The following is a 21,267-nucleotide window of genomic DNA, read 5'->3' on the forward strand; positions in this document are numbered from 1 at the left end:
ATTGCGGTCGCTGACTTATTCCCTGTAATAAGAAGGAATTGGATCAAACTCTGTTGCAATCCCTGTTTGTTTCTGGCTACACTAACAGTTGTCCCTAAAACCATCTCGATATGGCTACAACCAGTAAACCAAAACCACTCACTGGCCAAGAGCTCCTCGACAAGGTAACTTCAATGGGAAATGCGGATCGCAAGGAAAAAGCTCGCGCCTGTGGTTATGTCACCTATACCAAGAATGGTCAGGAGCGAGTGAATCTGATGCAGTTTAACAACGCCCTGTTGAAGGCCGTTGGCGTGGATCTCGGCGCTAGTGACGAAAATGGATCCCGTGGCCGCGCTCCTACCTTCCGGGTTTCGGTTCATAAGAATGGCAACCTCCTGATTGGAGCTGCCTACACCAAGAAGATGGGCCTCAAGCCCGGAGATGAGTTCGAGATCAAGCTGGGCCACCATAACATCAAGCTGGAGCGGGTCAACTGATTTGCTGTCTCCCTGGATGCTTTTCCCTGCTGGTGAGTTCATCTCAGCTTGGGTAAAGCCTTTGGTATTCCTTTCGGCCTCTAGGGGCTTGGGAGCAGCGACCTCTTCCCTTCGCTCCGGTGCTCATTGTCTTTCTACTTTTCAGAACAAGGGATCCTCATGATCCGCTGGGGATCCCTGGCAGTTTGTACCTCATCAATGGCTGAAGTGTGGGTAAGTTCGCTATTCTGACAACAGTTAAATTGGGTCTGCGGCAATGAACACTCCGACCGTACAAAATGTCTTTCGCCATTGGCGGCGGTGGCGAACTTGGGCGGGGCTGTTGTTGTTGGCAGCAGCGTTCTTTGTCATCGAGTCTCATCGGCAAGTTTGGCCTCAGTCGAATGCTTCTCAAAGTCAGGCATTTTTGGAGTGGGTGTCTTCCCAGCCTACCCCCGAACAGCAGGATGTTTTTGTGGATGGAGTCATTCGGCTGCAATTCAATCGGCCACTGGATCCCAATCTACAACGTCTGGCGGTTCAGTTGGATCCGCCGGCAGCGGTTATTTTTGATGTGCAGGGAGACGAGTTGTTGCTTAAGCCTCGGGATCCTTTGCGCTTTAGCACCCGTTACACCCTCACGCTTTCTCCCCAAGAGGGGCTGCCCCTCGAGCAGGCCATTCAGCTGAGTTTTCGCACCGAACCGCAATTTATCTACGAACGGGATGTCAAACCGCTGCTAGAAGCCAGTTGTGTGGGTTGCCATCAGCCGGCAGGACGGCAGCGCACCCAGTTGCTGGACAGTTATGAGGCCACGATGGCCTATGTCAGGCCCGGGGATCCCAATAGCGAGTTGATCAATCCCCGGTGGACGAGCCGCCACGCCTACATCCTCAACGCCGTTAACCCCAACCGCCCCCAAGCTCGCGGCGGATCCCCTGAGATTGCTTACATTCAGGCCCGCGGGCTGCCCCTGTCCCGTCTGGGCTTTTGGACGCCGGAGGAAGTGGAGATCGTCCGCACCTGGATTGTGCAGGATGGCGCCCCCCGCACCAGCGCCCGCTTACAGATGGGCAACTGAATAAGGCATCTGGAACCCAACCCCCACTGCCATGACCCCTCCTCAACCTTTGGCCACCGTGATTCAGGGATCCCTGAGTCGAGGGCTGGAAGCTCGCCTCAATCCCGGTGTCTCGGTAGAAGACTTGCGGGTGGGCAAATTCGTGGTGATCCAGGGGCAGCGCAACCGCTTCTTTGGCCTGCTTACTGACGTTACCCTAGAAACCAGCAACCCCCAAATTCTGGTCAATCCCCCCCGCCCGGAAGAGACCTTGCTGCAGGAGGTGCTGGCAGGTACCGGCACCTACGGCATTATTGCCCTCACCCCGATGCTGATGTTGGTGCCGCGGCAAACGGAAGGGGAAAGGCTGTATCCCCTGGTCAATCCCGAACGGCCAGAAGCGTTGGCAGCTCCCCTCGGCCAAGAACCCCCTTCCGCTGGCGCCATGGAGCTGCTGCCCGTGAAAACAGTGCCCGCCCATTTTTCGCAAGTGTATGAGGCACGGGAACTGGACTTTCGCACCGTTTTCGGCTGGGAAGACGACCCGGAGCGGCGCAACTTTGCTATCGGCCAGCCCCTCGACATGGCTGTGCCCATCTGTTTGGACTTGGATCGCTGGGTGGAGCGCAGCAACGGCATTTTCGGCAAATCGGGCACCGGCAAGTCCTTTCTAGCCCGCCTGATCCTGGCCGGCATCATCCGCAAACGGGCAGCGGTGAACTTGATCTTTGACATGCACTCCGAGTACGGCTGGGAGGCGGCCAGCGAAGACAAACACGCCAGCACCGTCAAGGGCTTGCGGCAGCTCTTTCCCGGTCAGGTACAGATCTATACCCTGGATCCCGATTCCACCCGGCGGCGAGGGGTGCGGGATGCGCAGGAGCTCTTCATCGCCTACAACCAGATCGAGGTGGAGGATCTGGCCCTGTTGGCAGAGGAGCTGAACCTATCGGAAGCCAGCCTGGAAAACGCCATTATCCTGCGCAACGAGTTTGGCCGCGACTGGATCAGCCGCCTCTTGAGCCTTTCCAACACCGAGATTCAAGAGTTTTGCGAACAGAAAATGGGCAACAAAGCCTCGATGATGGCCCTGCAGCGCAAGCTCACCCGCCTTGACAACCTCAAGTACATCCGCAGCACCCTGCCCCACAACTACATCGGCCAGATTTTGGATGCCCTCAGCCGCGGCATTCACGTGGTTATCGAGTTTGGATCCCAGTCCAACCTGCTCTCCTACATGTTGGCTGCCAACGTCATCACCCGCCGCATTCACCAGGCCTACGTGCACCAGACGGAGCGGTACTTGCAATCCAAAAATCCCCTCGACAAGCCCCGTCAACTATGCATCACCATTGAGGAGGCCCATCGCTTTTTGAATCCGCGGGCAGCCAAGCAGACCATTTTCGGCACCATTGCCCGCGAGATGCGCAAGTACTTTGTCACGCTGCTGGTGGTGGATCAACGCCCTTCCCGCATCGATAGCGAAGTGATGTCGCAGTTGGGCACTCGCATTACGGCACTCCTCAACGACGACCAAGATATCGAGGCGGTGTTCACAGGGGTGGCGGGCAGCCAGAACTTGAAAACGGTGCTGGCCAAGTTGGACTCCAAACAGCAAGCCCTAATTCTGGGCCATGCCGTGCCCATGCCGGTGGTGGTGCAAACCCGCCCCTACGACCAGCGGTTCTACGCCGAAATTGCCGATCCTGACTGGTCTCAGGCTGAGGATGCGGAGGTGCTCCTGGCCGCTCAGAAGGCCAAGGAGGAGCTGGGACTGTAGGGAGAGCTCCCCCAAAGTCCCGTCATCAAGCACAGCAGCAAGCACCGCAGGGGGGGGAAGGCCATCATCCCTCTCAGGATCCACCGCCGCATAACCACTACGGGCCAGTAGGAGTTGGAGAAAGTGCGGGTGAGCAGATCCGTGAAGAGCAGCACCACCCAGTTTTCCCAGCGGCGACGGCGACCGTAGCGGCGCAGGACTTTGACATCTCCCAGATCCTCATGCCGTCTCCAGGCGTCTAGGAGCACCTGGGCCAGGGCAGCGGCGTCGCGGATGCCGAGGTTGAGCCCTTGGCCAGCCACCGGATGGCAGTGGTGGGCGGCATCTCCCACCAAGGCAAGACGATGCTGATAGTAGCGGCGGCTTTGCCGTAGGCGAGCCGGGAAAACCTGGGGCCGGTTCAGCAAAGTGAGCTGGCCGCTCTGACCGCCGTAGTAGCGCTGCATCTCGGCCAAGAAGTCGGCCTGAGGAAGGGCCAGGGTGGCTTTGGCCTGCTCGTGGGGCATGATCCAGACCACCTGACAGCGGTTGCCGGGCAGGGGCAAGATGGCGAAGGGGCCGGCAGGCCAGAAGCGCTCGTAGGCAATGTTTTGGTGGTCTTGGGAAGGGGCCACCAAGGCGGTGATGCAGGACTGCCAATAGTCCCAGCCGTCGCTAGGGATCCCTGCCCACTGCCGCACCTGGGAGCGCAGGCCGTCGGCGGCGACCACCAGGGAGGCCCGCAGTTGGCGACGCCCCTGGGCCGTTTCCAGCTCTACCTCGGCTGCAGCCTTCCCATAGGTTACGCTCTCCACCTTGGCTTCGTAGTAGCAGCTAATTTTGGGATCGGCAGCCACCTGCTCCTGGAGCGCCTGCTGCAGCCAGGCATGCTCGCCACAGTAGAAAACTGCCGCTTCCCCCACATCCTCCGGTCTAAACGTCACCCGCTGGGGAGCGTTGGCGTCGGTTAAAATCACCTGAGCAAAGGGCGTAATGTGGGGAGCCAGCGCCTCCCACACCCCGACGGCCCGGAAGATGCGGATTGACAGCGGCGAAAGGGCATAGGCCAGGGGGCGCTGTTTGACTGCCTCAGCCGACTGGGCCTCAATGAGGGCCAACCGCAGGCCGGATCCCCGCAGGGCACAAGCTAGGGTTAAGCCCGCGATGCCTCCGCCGACGATAATCACGTCGTAGAGGGCTGCCAAAGTATCCGGAGTGGGAGCAAGAGTTGTCATCTCTCTTATTCTCCTATTGGCTGCTGTGGGCAACCACTTCTGTGCGGGTGGAGTCTGCCGACGTGGCGGCTCGCACGGCCCTGAACATGCCAAAGCGGCAGAGGCCGGTGCCGAAGGCCAGGCGCATGAGCAAGAAAGTGGGCACCTCCCGTAGCGACTTAATCAGGCCCACCAAGCCAAACTTCAGCAACCCTTCGGGACGGACAATGCCCTGCCAGATGGAATCCAGCCAAGAGGGAAGGGTCTCCTGAGTCCAGTCGGCGGTTTCTACCCGTCCCGCCACCAGGCCAGTAGCCTCCAACTGCTCGGCAAAGCCTTCGATGCTGGAGAAGGAAGGGTGTGACCATTGATCCAACAGTTGCCGCATCACCAGCCGCTCCCAAAAGTTCAGGGGCTTTTGCCGGTCGTCCCGCTGGTTCCAGTCCGCCACCACCAGGATTCCCCCTGGCTTCAACACCCGCAGCATCTCTTGGGCATAGCGGGCCTTGTCCGGCATGTGAGGCCCTGCCTCAATGGACCACACCACATCGAAGCTGGCATCGGGGAAGGGCAGGTCGAGGGCATCTGCCACCTGAAACTGGACAGGCAGATCAGGGGGGGTGAGCTCCTGGGCCCGCTTCACCTGCTGAGGACTGATGGTGATACCGGTTACAACAAAGCCGTAGTCGCGGGCCAAGATGCGGCAGCTCCCACCAATGCCGCAGCCCACATCCAACACGGTCGTCCCTGCAGGCAGTCGATCCAACCCCCCCCAGCGCACCATCTCGTGGACAAAGTCGTGCTTGGCCTGCAGAAAATTTTTTCGTTGGGGAGGAGAGCCGTAGTGGCCTAGGTGAATGTGTTCGCCCCAGTAAAACTCTAGGATCCCATCCCGAGTCCACTCGTCGTAAGACTTGGCCACAGAGGCGGGAGACTCGTATTTGCGAGCAGTCAACAGATAGGCTGCCAAGCCCACGGCCAGCAGCACAGCTATGCCCAAAGCCCAAAAGATTGGATTCATCGGATCAACCATGAAGTTTCTATAAAGTCCCTCTGCGTGGTGGCGATCATTGTCAGTTGGATGGCGGAGCCACAGGCAGAGTGCTTTCCGGTGTGGGGTCTGCCAATCCAGCCCAGCAAAGGCGCAATCCCATCTTGCCCCATCTGCTGGCTCAAGATGGAGTCTGGGGCAAAGGACGGCTGGGCGAGATTTTCCAGCACGATTCCAGCATCCGTTGGGGGCGCTGCCATCACCTGCTGGATGGGGTGTTCCAGGGGTGGCAACCTCAACAGCAGCGGCTGCTCCTTCACAAAAGGTTGGCGGCGTAGCGAGCAGCTCCCCTCAGCCCCACCTGCGCATTCACCACCACCTGCACCGACAGTTGCTCCAGAAGAGGACGCATCCGCCCCTTATCCAAAAACGAGGACAAAAACTCCCCTTGATGCAGTAGGCGCAAGAGCTTGGGCGCGATCCCCCCAGCGATGAACAGGCCCCCGCGCGGCAATAGGTGTAGGGCAAAGTTCCCGACTGCAGCCCCGTACAGGCTGATGAAAAGCCGCAGACACTCCACCGCCAGGGGATCCCGTGCTTCCATGGCAGCATTGGCAATTTGGGCTGCCGGGTCAATATGCTTAGCTCCCTTTTCCCAAGCCTCAATTTGGGCCAGCAGCTGTTCTTCTCCTGAGCCCCACTGGCTATCCCGCAAAAATTGATAAATGGCAACGATCCCCTGCCCTGAGACCACCCGCTCGGTGGAGACACGTCCGTGCCGTTTTTGCAAATACCTCAAGAGCTCCCACTCCAGAGGGGTGCGCGGGGAAAAGTCCACGTGACCGCCCTCGCTGGCATGAACTTGGTAACCCCCTTCTCCCCAGGTAAGGTAAGCCTGCCCCAAACCCGTGCCTGCTCCCATCACGCCAATCGGAGCCCGCGGTTGACGCTCACCCACTTGCAAGGTGTCCAGATCCTGGTCGCCGAGGGCAAGCACGCCATACCCCACAGCGCTGAAGTCGTTGATCAAGGCTACGCGCGGGATCCCCAGCTCTGCGGCCAATTGGCTCGACTGCAGATCCCAGGGCAAGTTGGTCACTTTGGCAGTCTGTCCCTCAGACCCTGAGCCCCTTGTTTCCATGACGGGGCCGGCCACTGCAAAACAGGCGGCAGCAGGCTGTGGATCTCGCCCCAGCTCCCGCCGAGCCTGGGCCAGAAACTCTCCCACCATCGGGGCAAGGTTGGCGTAATCTTGGCTGGCATAGCGGCAGTGGTAAAGGCTGTGCTCGGGATCCTCGGCATTGACAAGGCTGAGGCTGGTTTTGGTGCCCCCGATGTCTCCTGCCAACAACAAGTCCATACAGTTTCCTCCGGCCAGCACCTCCTTCCCACCCTGACATCTCTGGAGAGAGAATGCCAGGCCCCCAAGGCTTCCCCGCTCCTGCTGGGGAGAAGAGGGAAGGGCAAAGAAGGTGCTATGTTAACTGATGTAAAGGTTTTTAATATTGCATTTTGTCTTCTACACCTTTTTTACCCCCTCTCCAAGATGAGCCTCTGCTGTCCTCTGAGCGTTTGGCCGGGCTGGATCCCCGCCCTCTCTCGGCTCAAAGGCGTTTTCGATCCCACCATGCCATTGGGGGAGTGGCAGCTCTGCTCGTGAGTCTGCCCGTTTTTGTGCAAGCGCCCCTGGTGCGGTATGCCCCTTGGGTCAGCTTGGTGATGTCTTTGGGCTGGCTGGGCCTTAGCTTGCATCTCTACTCCCAGCCCCGTACCCGCCTGTGGGGAGATTTGCTGTACGGCTTTACCCTGACTTGGCTGGCAGGATCCCTGTATTGGGGATGGCTGCGCTTTGAGCCTCTTTGGCACATGCCCATGGAAGCCTTGGGGATCCCGATTGTCTGGTGGGGGACACGGCGACGGTTTGCCCGCATCGGTACCTGGTTTTATCTCGGCTCCCTGTGGGGTACGGCGGTTACAGATCTCTACATTCACTCGGTGGGGCTGCTGCCTGAGTGGCGGCAGGCGATGCAGTTTGACCGGTTGGAGCAGGCGGTTGTCCCTTTTAGGGCGGCCCTCGACAAAATGGCTACCCCCTGGGGCCTGGGTTGGGGCATCGGCTTGGGCCTTCTGTTGCTGGGTGTTGGATTGTGGAGAGTCCAGGGATCCCGCCGCTTGCACCATTGGGCATTTGCGGGAGCAGTGCTGAATACCCTGTTGGTGGATGGGCTATTTGGCTGGGGGGCAGCTCTGCTGCGGTGAGCTGGGACATCCCCATACCTCTGCTTCAGGTGGGAGTAGAAGTATTGGTAGGGCTGGGAGCTCCATCGGACTCCGTCCTGCCAACGTCGGCGGCAGCAGGTGCAGTTGCCGGCAGTGTAGGTTCTGGCCCGGCAGGAGGCAACTCCGGTGCCGGTGCGGGCTGAGGCAGAAAGTCGATGACCTCCCAAGTCTTGGAATCCGGTGAGCTGTAGGCCAGCAGCCACCGTTCGGGCACGGTTTTGACGCGGTCGGGCGAGCGTTGTGTAGCAACAGTTTGTGCCTTTTGGTGGGCCAGGGTGAGCTGGAAGGGATCCCCTTTGCGGCGATAGGGGCGGCGGGATCCCGGCGGCTGCACGCTCAGGGTGTAGGTGCCGCTGAGGTGATGGCCTTCCAGGGTTTCTCCTGAGGCCAACAGCAAGGGTTCACGGCGATCCTGGCGGATTTTCACATCCTGCAATTGCAGGCGGGCTGCTAGCTGGTCACTGCCCACCAAGGATCCCACCGGCCCGGACACATGAGCGATCTGATAGGCGAGGGCCTGCTGCACAATCGGCTTTGGCGGTCTAGGGCCGCAGCCGGCCAGCAGCCCCACCAGCACAATAGCCACAAGGCTAATCGTGCCCCGCAGAACCGATCCCTGGCCCCTCCACCCCGACTTCGGCATCGCTTCTCCTGGGGCCATCAGATGGTGACTAGGGTGGGGTGTTGCTTCAAGTATTCCGTATTCACACCGGACTCGCGGGTGAGAGCCACAAGGCCGGTACGGGCGATCTCACGGATGCCAAAGCTGGTCAACATCTTGATGATGGCCACCATTTTGCCGGGATCCCCGGTTACCTCGAGAGTCAAAGACTCCTCCGCCACATCCACAATCCGGGCGCGAAACATTTGGGCCACATCCATAATGGCGGAGCGGGTATCGGGGCTGGCATTGACCTTGACCAGCATCAGCTCCCGTTCCACGCAGGGAACATGGGTGATATCGGTAACTTTCAGCACGTCGATGAGCTTGTAGAGCTGCTTCGTCATCTGCTCCACATCGTGTTCATCTCCCTGCACCACCATGGTGATGCGAGAGATCCCCGGTCGTTCGGTGGGGCCAACGGTGAGGCTGTCGATGTTGAAGCCGCGACGGGCAAACATCCCCGCAATGCGGGTTAAAACGCCAGGCTGATCCTGCACGAGGGCGCTGAGGGTGTGTTTCACGGCAACCAGAGGATAGAGAAAAAGCTGAGAAGAGGTTGGGGAAGCACCTGGGAATAACAATACCCTGAGGAAATTTTACGCCAACTTTGCCGGAATGTTTTTCGCATTGCTCCGGTCGGAGCACAGCTGCAGAGCCGGCGCCCTAGAGAAAGACAGCGCAGCCGTTAACTCTCCAAAGACCCGCGCGTAACCCCCAATTGGCTGTATAGCTTTAGCTCCTGCCACAGTTGGGATCCGCTAAGTTGTCCTTGTAAGAGTTGCTGATAGCGATGCAGCGTTTGTTGAATCTCGGCGGGGGATTCATGCAAAAATTCGATGCGCAGATAGCGCAGGCCCAAGGCCAATAATTTCGGCACATACTCTGCCCCCGTTTGGGCCTTGCCGTTGTAGAGGGTATTCCGACAGCCGGCATCGGCCTTCAAAATATGCTCGACATTGGTCCTGTCCCTCAGCTTCACTTCATGTTTTTCGCAAGGGCGACCACAATTGGTGTAATCCGTTCCGCTGGATAAAAAGGCGCAGAAGACACAGTGCTCCATGTGGAACAGGGGCATGTGTTGATGAAGGGTAACCTCGTACCCACCGGCGGGGCCGGCTTGCAGCAGGGATCCCAGTTGCTCATGGTTGAGGTCATAGGAAGCCGTCAAGCGCTCTAGGTTGTAGCGGGTTTTGAGATAGTAGGCTGTGATGGGATTGGCCACATTTAACGAAAAATCCCCAATGCAGCGCTGCCCGGCAAAGAAACGGAGATGATCGTAATTTCTCACCAAGTAGCCATCGGCCCCAGCGGCCAACACTTGCTTTAGGATCCAGGTTTCTCCCGGCTTGGTGATGCGGGGCGGGGCAGCCCACAGCTCCACCTCAGGATGGATGGCTTTGGTTGTGCGGATCACCTCCCGATAGCGGCGGGGATCCTCAAACTCCAGATAGATCTGCCGGATACCGCTGGCTATCACCGGCGGCAGTTGCGCCGGATCCCGCACCAACGCCACCAACTGCGGGGATCCCCTTGCGGGCTCCTCCTGAGAAGGCACCAGATCTTGCCAGCGAGCTTCAGGGTTGAGTTGCCAGCGCGGGGGCTGGGCCCGCAGAGCTTGTAGGCGTTCCACCGCTTGTCGGCGCATCTGGTTGAGCAGGCTCACCGGCAGCATTACCTCCCCCTGCAAGGCATTGTGCAGGGATCCCAACTTGAAGGGAGTGGAGCCCAAACGGCCCAGTTGCTGTCGCAGTTTTTCGGTGGTGAGGGGTTGGCGGTGGGCAGCTTCCAGGGGCAGCGGCGAATCCACCTGCACCGTATGGCCTTGCTCATCCCGCAGGATCAGCGTCAGCGGGGATCCCACTTGGCCGTGAACCTCCATGTGGACAGGCCGCTGAAAGCGGGGGTGATCCCCGGCGTAGCTTTGGCGCAGGCGCTTTTCCAGTTCCGGGTCGCTGGTCTTCCAGAGGCGATCCCCCACCCGCAGACGTTTGAGATCAATGACCCCCTCTCCGAAGCTGAGCCAGGCCAGCCCCTGCTTCTCTTGCACCCGGTAAACTCGCCCACCCTGCTCCGGCAACTCCGGCTGCCCCTGGTCAAACACCACGCCGTCCCCAGCTTTGAGGGGTGCCTCCAGCCGGATCCCCACCTGATCCTGTTGGATCCCCACCACCTGCCCCAGGTAAACCCCCCGTTTCTTGCCAAACCGCGCGTGCACCAGCTCCTGGTTGTTGATGCCCCGCAGCCAGCCCGTATAAAGCCCGCGAGAAAAGCTCATCTCCAGCTCGTAGCGTTCCTGCTGCGAAGGCTGCCACGGCTGCCCCGCTCCCAGCGCATCCAACGCCTGCCGATACACCCGCGTTACATTGGCTACATATTCTGGGGATTTCAGTCGGCCCTCAATTTTCAGACAGCGGATCCCCAGCTTCACCAGCTCCGGCAGCACCTCCAGCCCGGCCAAATCTTGAGGGCTGAGCAGATACCGCTTTTCGCCTAAGTCGCGGCGGATCCCGTCTACCACCAGCTCATAGGGCATGCGGCAGGCTTGAGCACATTCGCCTCGGTTGGCCGAACGCCCCCCCAGCGCCTCGCTGGTCAGACATTGCCCCGAGTAGGCCACACACAACGCCCCATGCACGAAGACCTCCAGAGATAGAGGGGATCCCTTCTCTTCCAGATAGGCCCGGATCTGGGCGATTTCCCGCAGGGAACATTCCCGCGCCAGCACCACCACCTCACAGCCCAGCTCGGCGGCAAACTCCGCTCCCACTCCGCTGGTAATGGTCATTTGCGTAGAAGCGTGGATGGGAAAGTCGGGAGAAAGATGCCGGATCAGGCGGGCTATGCCGATATCCTGCACAATCACCGCATCCACCCCCGCCGCGATCATCGAGCGGATGTATCCCTCGGCTTCCGTCAGCTCCCTTGGAAAAACCAGGGTATTTAAAGTAACATAGCCCCGTACCCCCCGCCGGTGCAGCCAGGCCATCAGTTCCGGCAAATCCGCTTCCGTAAAATTGCGGGCACGCATCCGGGCGTTGAAGCGCTCCAGCCCAAAATAGATGGCATCGGCCCCGTTTTCCACCGCCGCCTTGGCACACTCCCAATCCCCTGCCGGAGCCAGCAGTAGGGGCAGCTCAGCGGCACAACGACTCGTCTCTACGGGGCTCATCCCAGAAGCACTCATCGAGAAGCACTTTACTGTAGATGAAGAAGATGAAGAGGAAAAAGCCAAGGGATCCTTAACCCATTCAAACGCAAAAGACCTGAAAGACGGAACCGCTCCAACGCGGAAGCGTCGCGCAGCGCGAGCAGTAAACCCAGGACTCCGTACGTGCCTATTCTGCCGGCTGTTGGCAACTCCTTGATGCTGGAAAACCGTCAGTCTCTGAGGGCTTGCACCACTGGGGAGCCAGCTCTCGGCTAGCGCTTGCAGAGCCGATATACAGGCAAAGTGAAATGAAAGCTGCTGCCTTTGCCCAAGGAAGACTCCACCCAAATCTGGCCGTAGTGGGCACGCACAATCCGTCGGCAGAGGGAAAGGCCGATGCCATAGCCCTCCTGCTGCTGATCCCGGGACAGGCGGACGGAATCGGAGAAGATGCTCTCTTGGTCGGCTTCCGGGATCCCAGGGCCGGTATCGCTGACGGTCACCTGCACCTTTTGGCTGGTGCGATGGAGGACATCGAGGCGGATGGATCCCTCGGCAGGGGTGTACTTGATGGCGTTGTCCAGCAGGTTGAACAGAACTTGGCGGATCTTGTCGGGATCCACATGGACGGAGGGCAGATCCACGGGAATATCCGCTTGAAACTGCAGCCGCTTGCCTTGAATGCGCGGCCATAGCTCCTCGATCACCGCCTGACAGAGGCCGGGCAACTGGGTTTCTACGGCTCGAATTCTCAGCTCTGAGGCAGCGCCACGGGCCGACTCCAGAATGTCGGTGATCATGCTGTCCATCTTGCGCAGTTGCTGGCGCGCGTGGTCGAACAACTGCCGCTCTAGCGCTTTGTCCAGGGATCCCTCGCGCCCCTGTTGCAGGGTTTCGACCGCCAAAGCCGTGGCCGTCAGGGGGCTGCGCAAATCATGCACCAGCATGGCCAGAACGCGATCTTTGAAGTCCAACTGCTCCCGCAATTGGGCCCGCTCCTGCCGCAGCAAAAACACCTCTTCCGACATTTGCAACAGCGCCTCGGTGGTCGGAGGGGAGGTGGGATCCTGTCCTGCCCCTTCTTGATGGGAAGCCAAGGCCGCCTGGCCTTGCCAACGGGGCCACCACACTTCCAACTGCGTCGCCAAGTCTCCGCCCGCCAAAACCTGAGCAGGCAAGGGCTCAGCCTTGACCAGAGCCGGAGTCGCCACCAGCTTGTAATGCTCTGCTAGGTAGGGGTGCTCCTCCAGTGGCACCACTTCCAGTTGGGCAGGGTATTGACCGGGCAACCCCTGGATGTGCTGGCGCAGATGTTCCTCAAGTTCGGCAACGACAGCTCGACTCTTGGCAAACAACAGCAGGCGAATGACAGAACGAGCGGAGGTGAGATCTGGCGAAGTCTGCATAGGCCAAAATCCAGTCGCGTTAGCGATGCGTAGCATTAAAGCCAAAGGTTGGCGTTTCAGCAGCCGGGATTGCCGTGCGCTCGTTCGCGGAAGCGGACCGTAGGTCCAACCGTAGGAGCCATTGCTGCTTGTTCCTTCCTAACACCTAATCTTGGGAAAAACTTAAGGAGAGACATTGAACGTAATGAAAGACTTCCCAAGGTGTGCCTCTTCCGCCCCAGGAACAACCGCGGGAGGGTATTGCCAGGACATTCTCGCGGAACCCAGGTTATAACTATACTGCGGACACCAGAAACGGTTGTTTAAGGCACTGGTAACGGTCGATTGGGGGTGTTGTAAACCACCCCAGAGGCCCGTGGTTGGCTTGCTAACTGCAGGGCTACCGAAAGCCCGCCCTGTACTGCGAAGCAGTTAGGGTCGGGTAGTTTACTGAAACAGGTAGGCCAGCCCCACCAGCAAGGCCACTAACCCCACTGCCGTCAGGGTGAAGTGCAGCAGGGAGGTTCTGCCTTTGCGCACCATGTTGCGCATAGCCAGGCGGGTATAGCTCACCTGCGGGGAGGATCCCGCCCCAACCGAAGGAGAATCTGCAGAAGAAGGCTGCGCCATCAGGATAACCAGAGCGATAATTTACCCTACCTTTAGGCTAGCTTAATCTGCTCCTCCGGATAGAGGTGTTTCCCAAGCTTCGACCTTCCTGCTGAAGAAGGGCCATAGCTGTCGCGCGGGGATCTTCCGGTGCCAAAATAACGACAGCATCCCCCTCTTTTGCCCCTCATGTTGCAAGTTCAGCATCTTTCCTACCATCCGGCAGGCGTTTCCCAGCCCATTCTCAACGATCTCTCCTTTGAGTTGGGCCTGAACCAGTTGGGGCTGATCGTGGGCAAAAGTGGGGCGGGCAAGAGCACCCTGCTGGAGATTTTGGCTGGCTTGGCGCGGCCCACTCAAGGACGGATTACCTGGGGAGGGGCAGAACTTTCCCCCAACCGCTTGCGCAGCATGGCGGGGTTGGTGTTTCAGTTTCCAGAGCGCCACTTTTGCGGCTTGACGGTGCTGGAGGAAATGCGCTTTGGTTATCCAGAGCTACAGAGAAAAGAGATCGAAAACGCCCTCAGACAGGTGGGATTGGAAGGGATCCCTCTACATACCTCCCCAAACCGCCTCAGCGGCGGGCAACAGCGGCGCTTGGCCCTGGCCGTCCAGTTGATCCGTGGCCCGTTTTTGCTGTTGCTGGATGAGCCGACGGCAGGATTGGATTGGTCGGTGCGACGGCAGTTGATCGAGCTGTTGGCTCGGCTAAAGTCCACCTGGACGGTGCTGGTGGTTTCCCACGACCCGGAGGAGCTGTCCTCCATTGCCGATGTGCGGTGGACATTGCAGGCGGGATCCCTGAGGCCGGTGGCGGCGGAGGCTTTGCTTCAGAGGTAGCGGCGGGGATCGACCGGTTGGCCGTTGACGCGCACTTCAAAGTGAACATGGGGCCCGGTGGAGAGGCCGGTGGAGCCGGAAGCAGCAACAACTTGCCCCCGCTGTACCTGCTGGCCTACCCCAACGGCAACGCGGCTGTTGTGGGCGTACAGGGTGGTGATGCCGCCGCCGTGATTCACAATCACCGTATAGCCGTAGCCGCCGTACCAACCGGCGTAGATGACGGTGCCCCGGTCTGAAGCTCTGACTGCGGTGCCGGTGGGCACACCAAAATCGATCCCCGCATGAAAGCGGCGACTGCGGTAGAGGGGGTGAACCCGCCAGCCAAAGCCGCTGGTGATCGGCCCGCGCACCGGAGCAATGAATCGGCCTGTCCCTTGAACGGGATCCCTGCCCCCTTGCTGTTGGGCCTGCTGGGCGATCAGTTGCTGGATCAGACTGGTGAGCTGTCGAGAATCGGCTTCCAACCGCCGTTGGGCTGCTTCATAGGCCGCGCGTTCGTTGGCCAAGCGGCCCACCAGTTGCTCTTGGGCGGCAGCCTGCTGCTGCAGTTGATTCTTCTGGGCGGCCAGCTCCTGCAAAATCAAGGAAATCTCGTTGCGCTGCATCTCCAGGGCAATGCGCTGTTGATCCACCTCTTTGGCCATTGCTTGCAGCTCTTGGATCAACTGCCGATCCGCCTCGATCAACAGTTGCAGTTGGTGGCGGCGGTCGAAAAACTCGTTCAAGTCACGGCTGGTGAGCAGCAAAGCCCACCAATGTTCGGCCCCCTGTCGCTGCATGTAGCGCAAACGGGCAGCCGTGCCCTGTTGCTGCCGTCTCAGGCGGTCTTCCAGCTCCTGTAGCTCCTTTTGAGCTTGCTCCAGGGCTTTCTGGGCTTGTTCCAGACGATACTGATTGTCGCGAAGGCTGGATTCGGTCTGTCGAATGTTTTGCTGCAGGGATCCCATGCGGCGGCGGGCTTCTTCTTCTGCTTGGCGCAGTTCTCCCAAGCGGCGCTGAGTGCTCTGGATTTGTTGCTGGATCTGCTGCTGCCGCTGTTGCAATTGGTTGACATTCTGCGCCTGAGACGGGGCAACCCCCCCCAGTCCCACCAACAGCAAGAGGGTGAGCAATCCAAGCATCACCCACACTTTCAGTCTGCGTGCCCCACGACTCAGACTCGTCACTCCTCACACCCTCTGCAACCGACCCATCGACCCTAAGGATACAAAGATCCCCACGGATCTGATCGAGCCTGAGCTGGCTATTGCCGGTTATGGCTGCTTGACAAGAAATAGAAAGAAGCGACAGGACATAAGAAAAAGACCCTGGCGACACAGCGGCGTCACTCTCAGGAGCAGTGAAACTATTCGTTTCTTTGTTTTGACTTTCCTCTCCCAGGGAAAGAAGGGTTAGGGGCGAGGGGCAACCGGGAACTGTCTCAAACCTGTTTGAAATAACCACACCGCTGTTAGGCTCGTACTAACCTTTGGATCTCATGGGTCTGATGGTGGGCAGCCCAACCCACCGGCGAGCGACAGCGACCTCAACATCTGGCAAAGATGAGAAACCGATGAGAGGGTATTTCCCCACAGATGGTATTCGAGGATTTTGAGTGCGGTTTCGGGAAAGGGTCACAGCACCCCTGGTTACTCCATCTGTGGCAGCAGCCGCTGATTGCCGTGATCCGCCTCTGTGCCAGCCCAGCCCAGGCCCTAGAGGGATCCATGCTGGCCATCCGGGCCGGGATCCGCCACATTGAAATCACCACGCAAGTTCCCCAATACCTGGAGTTGATTGCCCAACTGCGGCAAGACCACCCGCAGTGTTGGATAGGGGTGGGCACTGTTCTCAATCGACAGATGGCGGAGCAGGCTTGGCAGGCAGGAGCCCAGTTTTGCGTTTGCCCCTTCACCGATGAGCAAGTCATCCGTTGGGGTCGGGAAGTAGGGCTGCCCATCGTGCCCGGTGCCCTCACCCCCGGCGAGATCTGGAGGGCGTGGCAGGCGGGGGCAACGGCAGTGAAGGTGTTTCCGGTGGAGAGCATGGGGGGATCCCGCTACCTGCGCCATCTACAATCGGTGCTGGGATCCCTGCCGTTGATCCCCACAGGGGGAGTCACCTTGGCCGGGGCAGCGGAATACCTGCAAGCAGGGGCCTGGGCGGTCGGCGTTGCCGGAGATCTGTTCCCGCCAGAGGATTTGCATTCGGGCTGCCATGAGCTGGAGAATCGACTACGACAGGCGCTGAAACAGCTGGCAGAGCAAAGAAGCAAAACCTGGCCCAATCTGGGCAAACCAGTAGAATAAGGGGCGTGGTGTGAGTGAGGCCCGCATGGATGGATTTTTAGATCTCTATCTGCAATTCAACATCCCAAGCCCGATTGAAGAAGCCACTTGGCGTCATTGGTTCGAGATCTGGCTGAAAGAGCTGGGAGTACAGGAGCCATGCGAGCTCAGCCTTTGCCTCACTTCCGATGAACACATCCGCCAGCTCAACCGCGAGTTTCGCCATCTCGACGAGCCCACCGATGTGTTGGCCTTTGCCGCGCAGGAGATGTTTGCCCCCTTTGAGATCCAAGACATAACGGGGGTACGCCTACTGGGGGATATTGTGATTTCGGTGCCCACCGCCCGCGCACAAGCCAAGGCGCAGGGGCATCGTCTTTCGCAAGAGTTGGCCTGGTTGGCCAGCCACGGGTTGCTCCATCTGCTGGGGTGGGATCACCCGGATGAACTGTCCCTACAGCGCATGTTGCAGCAACAGCGACAGTTGCTTGCCGCCATCCAACTGGATGGGGAGGTGGCCCATGGCCAACAGCCCTAGTCGGTTGCCGGAGCGTTCTCGCCTGGCGGTGTTCCGGCGGCGCGTCCATTCCGGGCCCACCGGTGTAGACCCAGCGCCTATCTCTGAGGCCGATCCCGCAGCAACTGCCGAGCCTTCGGGGATGGATCCCTGGCGACGCCCCCCCTCTTGGCAAGTGGCCGACAACTTGGGCAAAAGTTTCTACTACGCGGGCAAGGGCTTGGTCTATGCCATCCGCACCCAGCGCAACTTGCGCATTCACATGGTGATGGCGGTGATGGCCTTTGGCCTTGGGCTGGGCCTGCAGCTGAGCGCCCTGGAAATGGCCGTGATTAGCCTAACCAGCGGTTTGGTGATGGCGCTGGAGCTGGTGAATACCGCTCTGGAAGCAGTGGTGGATCTCACCCTGGGCAGCAAGTACCATCTCCTGGCCGAGATCGCCAAAGATTGCGCGGCGGCAGCGGTGTTGATGGCGGCAGTGGCGTCCTTGATGGTGGCGGCTTGGCTATTTCTTCCGCCCTTGGTGTTGCTGCTGCAAGATGGCTTCCCGGCAGCAGGGTAGCTCCCCGACTGGAGAGGGAGTTTCCTATCCAGACGGCTGGGAGTGGATCACCACCCGTCCTCCCTGCCGGTCCAGGTTGAGCAGTTTGGCCTCCGCTTCAATATCCAACTGCGCCCAAGCGCTGACCATCGCGGATCCCACCCGTTCCCGATTCTCGGGAGCACAGAGGGCCAGAAGAGTGGGGCCGGCTCCGCTGATCACCACCCCATAGGCTCCGGCAGCCATGGCTGCAGCTTGAACCGTTTTGAACCCAGTGATCAGCTCCATACGCGCCGGCTGGTGCAGCCGATCCTGCAGAGCCACCTTCAGCCAGTCCACCCGCCCCGACTGCAGGCTGCGGATGAGTAGGCCCAGATGGCTGCTGGAAAAAACTGCATCCGCCAAGCTGACGGATTTGGGCAGGATCTCGCGGGCCGCTTGGGTGGAAAGCTTAAAGTTGGGCACTACGGCCAGGATGCCAATGCTCTCATGCCACTCCACGGGACAAAACACCCATTGCCCCTGCTGTCCCTGCACACAAAGCTGACAACTGCCCTGCAGGGCGGGCACCACATTGTCTGGGTGGCCCTCCAAGGCAATAGCCAGTTGTAGAAGGGTTTCGGGAGCTAAGTTGAGTGCTCCAATGGCATTGGCCCCCAGTAAGCCGCCGACAATGGCGGTGGCAGAACTGCCCAACCCCCGCGCCAGGGGCACGTTGAGGGTAATTTCGATTTCTACCCCCGGCACAGGCTTACTCAGCAACTCAAAGGCGCGGCAAAAAGCCCGGTACACCAGGTTGTCCTTGCTCTGGCTAATGTGGTCGCTGCCGCGGTAGTGGATGCTGAGGCCAGAAGGGATCTCGCGAAAATAGAAGTGATTGTAGAGCTCTAGGGCTGCACCGATGCAGTCGAACCCTGGCCCCAAATTGGCGGTGGTGGCCGGGACGATCACCTCTACGCGTTCTTTGACCAAGGGGACAACTCCTCAGTGAACGGTGGGTAACTCAATGTCTGCGGGCTCCCATTATCCTACGAACGATGGCCAGACCTTGGATATTCTCGCCACCTCTGCTCGGTCTGCAGCTCGCCGAGGCAAACGCGCTGATCCAGCGGAGCTTTTGGACTATCCCGAAAGGTTTCTGACCATGATTGGTTCTTGTGACTTATTTGTGACTTATTGAGTATCGGGAATGTTGGGCCTGTTTCAACTCCAGCCTTTGCCATTGGCTAAACCCATCAGGGATCCTGAAAGAAGTGGGGGAGGGATTGAGGGGTGCAGGGGCTGTCTTGGTTGGTGTTGGGTTTGAGCTATGTCGGGTTGGGACTGGGATCCCTGCCTAGGTTGCGTATGAACCGGGCCACCATCGCCCTGGTGGGATCCGCCCTGTTGATTGGCTTGGGGACCTTGTCGCTACGGCAGGCTTGGGAAGCCATTGACCCGACCACGATTGTGTTTCTCCTGAGCATGATGGTGGTAAATGCCAGCTTGTCCTATGGGGGGGCTTTTCAGTTGGCTTTGCTGGGCTTGATTCGGGTGAGCCGCAGCCCCTTTGGTCTGTTGATCATGCTGGTGTTCGGCAGCGGGCTGCTCTCGGCTTTCCTGCTCAACGACACGCTGGCGCTGGTGTTTACTCCCCTGACTTTGCAGGTCACAACGGTGCTGGGGTTAAACCCGATTCCCTATCTGCTGGGCTTGGCGGCAGCCACCAACCTGGGATCCGTCGCCACCTTGAGCGGCAACCCGCAGAATATTTTGATCGGCTCCTTCTCTGGGATCGGCTACCTGGAGTTTGCTGCCCAGATGACCCCCATTGCCGTGGTGGGGCTGCTGCTGGAAGTGGGGTTGCTGTGGCTGTACTACCCTGAGGTGCGCTCGTTGAAACCCTTTGCTCGGGTGCCTTGGCTGCCGCTGCGGCTCTACCCGCCCCTGTTGCGCAAGAGCGTGGTGATTACGGGGGGGCTGTTTGTGGCCTTTGTAGCCGGACTTCCCTTGGCAGAATCGGCTTTGGTGGCGGCGGCCCTGTTGTTGATTACCCGCAGGCTGAAGCCGGAGCGATTTTTGGGGCAGGTGGACTGGAATCTGCTGGTGATGTTTTCCGGGCTGTTCATCCTAACGCGGGCAACGCGAGAGCTGGTCACTGTTTGGGGGATGGGCTTGGGATCCTTGGCAGAGAGTCTGGCGGGATCCCCTCTTGCCCTGCTGAGCAGTGTGGCCGTTTTGTCCAACATCATCTCCAATGTGCCGGCGGTGCTGTTGCTGCAATCGTTGCTCCCTCGGCAGGAGACTACCGCTTGGTTGTTGCTGGCTGCCGGCTCCACTTTGGCGGGCAATTTGACTCTATTTGGGGCGGTGGCCAATCTGATCACGGTTGAGGCAGCGGCCAAAAAAGGCTATGTGCTTTCGTTTGGGGAACATCTGCGCTTTGGCCTGCCCCTCACTCTGCTGACTTTGGGGTTCAGTGGGTTGTGGCTGTGCCAGCCCTTTCTGTCTTCTCCACCGCTCAGATGACCTCTGTCGAGGGATCCAGTGGGGCTGTGACTGGCTTGTCGGGATCCCTGTGTATGATGGGAAAAAGAGTTTAAGAAACGTAACGTGTCTTCTCCGCTATCGCAGGCAGTTATTTTGATCACAGGGGCAACAGGGGGTATCGGCAGCGTCCTGGTGCCCATGCTGGCTCAGGCCGGATCCCATCTGGTCTTGGCCGCTCGGCGAGAGGAGCCTCTGCGAACTCTGGTGGAGAAATCGCTCTCTCTGGGGGCTGCCTCTGGAGTGGGGATCCCTACCGATGTGACAGACTATGCCCAGGTAGAGGCACTGGTCAACCAAACGGTGCAAACGCATGGGCGCATTGACGTGCTGATCAACCTGGCCGGGGCCGGGATCCTGAAACCTGCTCCGCAACTAACCCCCGCAGACCTAGAGCGGATGATAGCGGTCAACCTGAAGGGCAGCTTCTACACCAGCCAACTGGCTGCCAACCCCATGCGGGAGCAAAAATCCGGCCACATCCTCAATTTCCCCGGCGTTCTTGGACGTCATCCCATGGCGATGGCCTCTGCTTACTGTGCGGCCAAGTTTGGGGTGGTCGGGTTTAGCAAGTGCATGGCCGATGAGCTGAAGCGCTTTGGGGTCAGATTTACGCTGTTTTACTTCGGGGGCATCGACTCACCCTTCTGGGATCCCATCAGCCTGAAGGTGCAACGAGACAAGATGCTCAGCCCTGCCACGGCTGCGGAAGCCATCTGCTTTGCCCTTACAGCGCCCGCCGGTGCTGTACCGAGCGAGATAGTGTTGCAGCCGGAAAGCCACCAATTCCTTTGACCAAGTGTTTTGCCGTCCTTTTGCTGGGGTTGAGGCGGCAGCAGCTTGTCTTTTGGTGAAACAAGCGCTCGAGTTTCTCTCTTGGGCTCCCCCCGTCTCAATCTTGCTCTCTGCAGCCCAAAGCGCCAGCGGGGATCCTCATTTCTCGACGGCAACGTTGGATCAGATCTCCCGACACCCCCACCAACCGTCCTAGCCATTCGTCCGGCA

21 protein-coding genes are annotated in these 21,267 nt (G+C 59.4%); 11 read left to right on the forward strand and 10 right to left on the reverse strand.

The features are described from left to right. Positions 1–110: 110 nt before the first annotated feature. From ACVWYZ_RS09015 to ACVWYZ_RS09025, 3 genes are all read left to right on the forward strand, one after another. The gene (locus ACVWYZ_RS09015; protein WP_011432615.1) at positions 111–479 is read left to right on the forward strand and encodes an AbrB family transcriptional regulator; all 369 of its coding nucleotides are present in this window, start codon (positions 111–113) and stop codon (positions 477–479) included. Positions 480–735: 256 nt separating this feature from the next. After that, positions 736–1,539 carry an Ig-like domain-containing protein gene (locus ACVWYZ_RS09020; RefSeq protein WP_457466852.1) on the forward strand — a complete coding sequence of 268 codons (804 nt, stop codon included), beginning with the start codon at positions 736–738 and terminating at the stop codon, positions 1,537–1,539. 31 nt (positions 1,540–1,570) lie between these two features. Next, on the forward strand, positions 1,571–3,298 hold the full coding sequence (locus ACVWYZ_RS09025) for a helicase HerA domain-containing protein (protein WP_457439208.1): 1,728 nt from the start codon (positions 1,571–1,573) through the stop codon (positions 3,296–3,298). Here the strand turns inward: ACVWYZ_RS09025 and ACVWYZ_RS09030 are convergent. Further along, on the reverse strand, positions 3,268–4,512 hold the full coding sequence (locus ACVWYZ_RS09030) for an FAD-dependent hydroxylase (RefSeq protein ID WP_457466853.1): 1,245 nt from the start codon (positions 4,510–4,512) through the stop codon (positions 3,268–3,270). The genes ACVWYZ_RS09025 and ACVWYZ_RS09030 overlap by 31 nt on opposite strands. A gap of 13 nt (positions 4,513–4,525) precedes the next feature. After that, positions 4,526–5,512: a methyltransferase domain-containing protein gene (locus ACVWYZ_RS09035; protein WP_041436329.1), complete on the reverse strand. Its 987-nt coding sequence runs from the start codon at positions 5,510–5,512 to the stop codon at positions 4,526–4,528. A gap of 92 nt (positions 5,513–5,604) precedes the next feature. Between ACVWYZ_RS09035 and ACVWYZ_RS09040 the strand changes: the two genes are divergently transcribed. After that, on the forward strand, positions 5,605–5,820 hold the full coding sequence (locus tag ACVWYZ_RS09040) for a hypothetical protein (protein WP_414355485.1): 216 nt from the start codon (positions 5,605–5,607) through the stop codon (positions 5,818–5,820). Here the strand turns inward: ACVWYZ_RS09040 and ACVWYZ_RS09045 are convergent. Then, positions 5,799–6,842, reverse strand: a complete 1,044-nt coding sequence (locus ACVWYZ_RS09045) for a glucokinase (protein WP_011432607.1) — start codon at positions 6,840–6,842, stop codon at positions 5,799–5,801. The genes ACVWYZ_RS09040 and ACVWYZ_RS09045 overlap by 22 nt on opposite strands. A gap of 152 nt (positions 6,843–6,994) precedes the next feature. Between ACVWYZ_RS09045 and ACVWYZ_RS09050 the strand changes: the two genes are divergently transcribed. Beyond that, a complete protein-coding gene (locus ACVWYZ_RS09050) occupies positions 6,995–7,741 on the forward strand; it encodes a DUF3120 domain-containing protein (protein ID WP_414329009.1) in 747 nt (248 codons plus the stop codon). A 25-nt stretch (positions 7,742–7,766) separates the two neighbouring features. On the opposite strand, the gene ACVWYZ_RS09055 is transcribed toward ACVWYZ_RS09050, so the two are convergent. The 5 genes from ACVWYZ_RS09055 to ACVWYZ_RS09075 all read right to left on the reverse strand — a co-directional run bounded on the left by ACVWYZ_RS09055 (position 7,767) and on the right by ACVWYZ_RS09075 (position 13,589). Beyond that, the gene (locus ACVWYZ_RS09055) at positions 7,767–8,405 is read right to left on the reverse strand and encodes a hypothetical protein (protein ID WP_457466854.1); all 639 of its coding nucleotides are present in this window, start codon (positions 8,403–8,405) and stop codon (positions 7,767–7,769) included. A 17-nt stretch (positions 8,406–8,422) separates the two neighbouring features. Continuing rightward, complete coding sequence (gene ilvN / locus ACVWYZ_RS09060) at positions 8,423–8,947, reverse strand: acetolactate synthase small subunit (protein WP_414374441.1); 525 nt, start codon at positions 8,945–8,947, stop codon at positions 8,423–8,425. 164 nt (positions 8,948–9,111) lie between these two features. Further along, positions 9,112–11,610, reverse strand: a complete 2,499-nt coding sequence (locus ACVWYZ_RS09065; protein WP_457466855.1) for a peptidase U32 family protein — start codon at positions 11,608–11,610, stop codon at positions 9,112–9,114. A gap of 236 nt (positions 11,611–11,846) precedes the next feature. Beyond that, a complete protein-coding gene (locus ACVWYZ_RS09070) occupies positions 11,847–12,980 on the reverse strand; it encodes a histidine kinase (protein WP_414409015.1) in 1,134 nt (377 codons plus the stop codon). Positions 12,981–13,406: 426 nt separating this feature from the next. Continuing rightward, positions 13,407–13,589, reverse strand: coding sequence for a DUF3285 domain-containing protein (locus tag ACVWYZ_RS09075; RefSeq protein WP_457466856.1), 183 nt, complete (start codon positions 13,587–13,589; stop codon positions 13,407–13,409). Positions 13,590–13,757: 168 nt separating this feature from the next. Between ACVWYZ_RS09075 and ACVWYZ_RS09080 the strand changes: the two genes are divergently transcribed. Continuing rightward, entirely contained in the window at positions 13,758–14,408 is a 651-nt protein-coding gene (locus tag ACVWYZ_RS09080; RefSeq protein WP_414374439.1) for an ABC transporter ATP-binding protein, read from the forward strand. Here the strand turns inward: ACVWYZ_RS09080 and ACVWYZ_RS09085 are convergent. Then, a complete protein-coding gene (locus ACVWYZ_RS09085; RefSeq protein WP_457466857.1) occupies positions 14,399–15,532 on the reverse strand; it encodes a murein hydrolase activator EnvC family protein in 1,134 nt (377 codons plus the stop codon). The genes ACVWYZ_RS09080 and ACVWYZ_RS09085 overlap by 10 nt on opposite strands. Positions 15,533–15,985: 453 nt before the next feature. On the opposite strand from ACVWYZ_RS09085, the gene eda reads away from it, so the two are divergent. From eda to ACVWYZ_RS09100, 3 genes are read left to right on the forward strand one after another with little or no spacing between them, the layout of a single operon-like run. Beyond that, positions 15,986–16,699 (forward strand): bifunctional 4-hydroxy-2-oxoglutarate aldolase/2-dehydro-3-deoxy-phosphogluconate aldolase, encoded by a 714-nt coding sequence (gene eda, locus ACVWYZ_RS09090; RefSeq protein ID WP_414409478.1) that lies wholly within the window; start codon positions 15,986–15,988, stop codon positions 16,697–16,699. A gap of 25 nt (positions 16,700–16,724) precedes the next feature. Beyond that, positions 16,725–17,216, forward strand: a complete 492-nt coding sequence (gene ybeY / locus ACVWYZ_RS09095; RefSeq protein WP_457466858.1) for an rRNA maturation RNase YbeY — start codon at positions 16,725–16,727, stop codon at positions 17,214–17,216. Beyond that, positions 17,200–17,757, forward strand: a complete 558-nt coding sequence (locus ACVWYZ_RS09100) for a diacylglycerol kinase family protein (protein WP_457444482.1) — start codon at positions 17,200–17,202, stop codon at positions 17,755–17,757. Before ybeY ends, ACVWYZ_RS09100 begins: the two co-directional genes overlap by 17 nt. A 24-nt stretch (positions 17,758–17,781) precedes the next feature. Here ACVWYZ_RS09100 and thrB read toward each other — a convergent pair whose 3' ends face one another. Continuing rightward, on the reverse strand, positions 17,782–18,708 hold the full coding sequence (gene thrB / locus ACVWYZ_RS09105) for a homoserine kinase (RefSeq protein ID WP_011433497.1): 927 nt from the start codon (positions 18,706–18,708) through the stop codon (positions 17,782–17,784). A 300-nt stretch (positions 18,709–19,008) separates the two neighbouring features. Here thrB and ACVWYZ_RS09110 point away from each other — a divergent pair, with 300 nt between their 5' ends. Both ACVWYZ_RS09110 and ACVWYZ_RS09115 read left to right on the forward strand, forming a co-directional pair. Beyond that, positions 19,009–20,244, forward strand: a complete 1,236-nt coding sequence (locus tag ACVWYZ_RS09110) for an anion transporter (RefSeq protein ID WP_457466859.1) — start codon at positions 19,009–19,011, stop codon at positions 20,242–20,244. Positions 20,245–20,328: 84 nt separating this feature from the next. After that, complete coding sequence (locus tag ACVWYZ_RS09115) at positions 20,329–21,057, forward strand: SDR family oxidoreductase (protein ID WP_414427456.1); 729 nt, start codon at positions 20,329–20,331, stop codon at positions 21,055–21,057. Positions 21,058–21,267 lie beyond the last annotated feature (210 nt).

It is taken from the genome of Thermostichus sp. MS-CIW-37, assembly GCF_054060065.1.

What these genes read in the sequence shown, in the direction of transcription:
- ACVWYZ_RS09070 (WP_414409015.1), bottom strand. Translation starts at nt 12,980, where the DNA reads ATGCAGACTTCGCCAGATCTCACCTCCGCTCGTTCTGTCATTCGCCTG.
- ACVWYZ_RS09045 (WP_011432607.1), bottom strand. Translation starts at nt 6,842, where the DNA reads ATGGACTTGTTGTTGGCAGGAGACATCGGGGGCACCAAAACCAGCCTC.
- ACVWYZ_RS09065 (WP_457466855.1), bottom strand. Translation starts at nt 11,610, where the DNA reads ATGAGTGCTTCTGGGATGAGCCCCGTAGAGACGAGTCGTTGTGCCGCT.
- ACVWYZ_RS09055 (WP_457466854.1), bottom strand. Translation starts at nt 8,405, where the DNA reads ATGCCGAAGTCGGGGTGGAGGGGCCAGGGATCGGTTCTGCGGGGCACG.
- ACVWYZ_RS09035 (WP_041436329.1), bottom strand. Translation starts at nt 5,512, where the DNA reads ATGAATCCAATCTTTTGGGCTTTGGGCATAGCTGTGCTGCTGGCCGTG.
- ACVWYZ_RS09015 (WP_011432615.1), top strand. Translation starts at nt 111, where the DNA reads ATGGCTACAACCAGTAAACCAAAACCACTCACTGGCCAAGAGCTCCTC.
- ACVWYZ_RS09075 (WP_457466856.1), bottom strand. Translation starts at nt 13,589, where the DNA reads ATGGCGCAGCCTTCTTCTGCAGATTCTCCTTCGGTTGGGGCGGGATCC.
- ybeY (WP_457466858.1), top strand. Translation starts at nt 16,725, where the DNA reads ATGGATGGATTTTTAGATCTCTATCTGCAATTCAACATCCCAAGCCCG.
- eda (WP_414409478.1), top strand. Translation starts at nt 15,986, where the DNA reads ATGGTATTCGAGGATTTTGAGTGCGGTTTCGGGAAAGGGTCACAGCAC.
- ACVWYZ_RS09025 (WP_457439208.1), top strand. Translation starts at nt 1,571, where the DNA reads ATGACCCCTCCTCAACCTTTGGCCACCGTGATTCAGGGATCCCTGAGT.
- ACVWYZ_RS09020 (WP_457466852.1), top strand. Translation starts at nt 736, where the DNA reads ATGAACACTCCGACCGTACAAAATGTCTTTCGCCATTGGCGGCGGTGG.
- ACVWYZ_RS09085 (WP_457466857.1), bottom strand. Translation starts at nt 15,532, where the DNA reads ATGCTTGGATTGCTCACCCTCTTGCTGTTGGTGGGACTGGGGGGGGTT.
- ACVWYZ_RS09030 (WP_457466853.1), bottom strand. Translation starts at nt 4,512, where the DNA reads ATGACAACTCTTGCTCCCACTCCGGATACTTTGGCAGCCCTCTACGAC.
- ACVWYZ_RS09080 (WP_414374439.1), top strand. Translation starts at nt 13,758, where the DNA reads ATGTTGCAAGTTCAGCATCTTTCCTACCATCCGGCAGGCGTTTCCCAG.
- ACVWYZ_RS09100 (WP_457444482.1), top strand. Translation starts at nt 17,200, where the DNA reads ATGGCCAACAGCCCTAGTCGGTTGCCGGAGCGTTCTCGCCTGGCGGTG.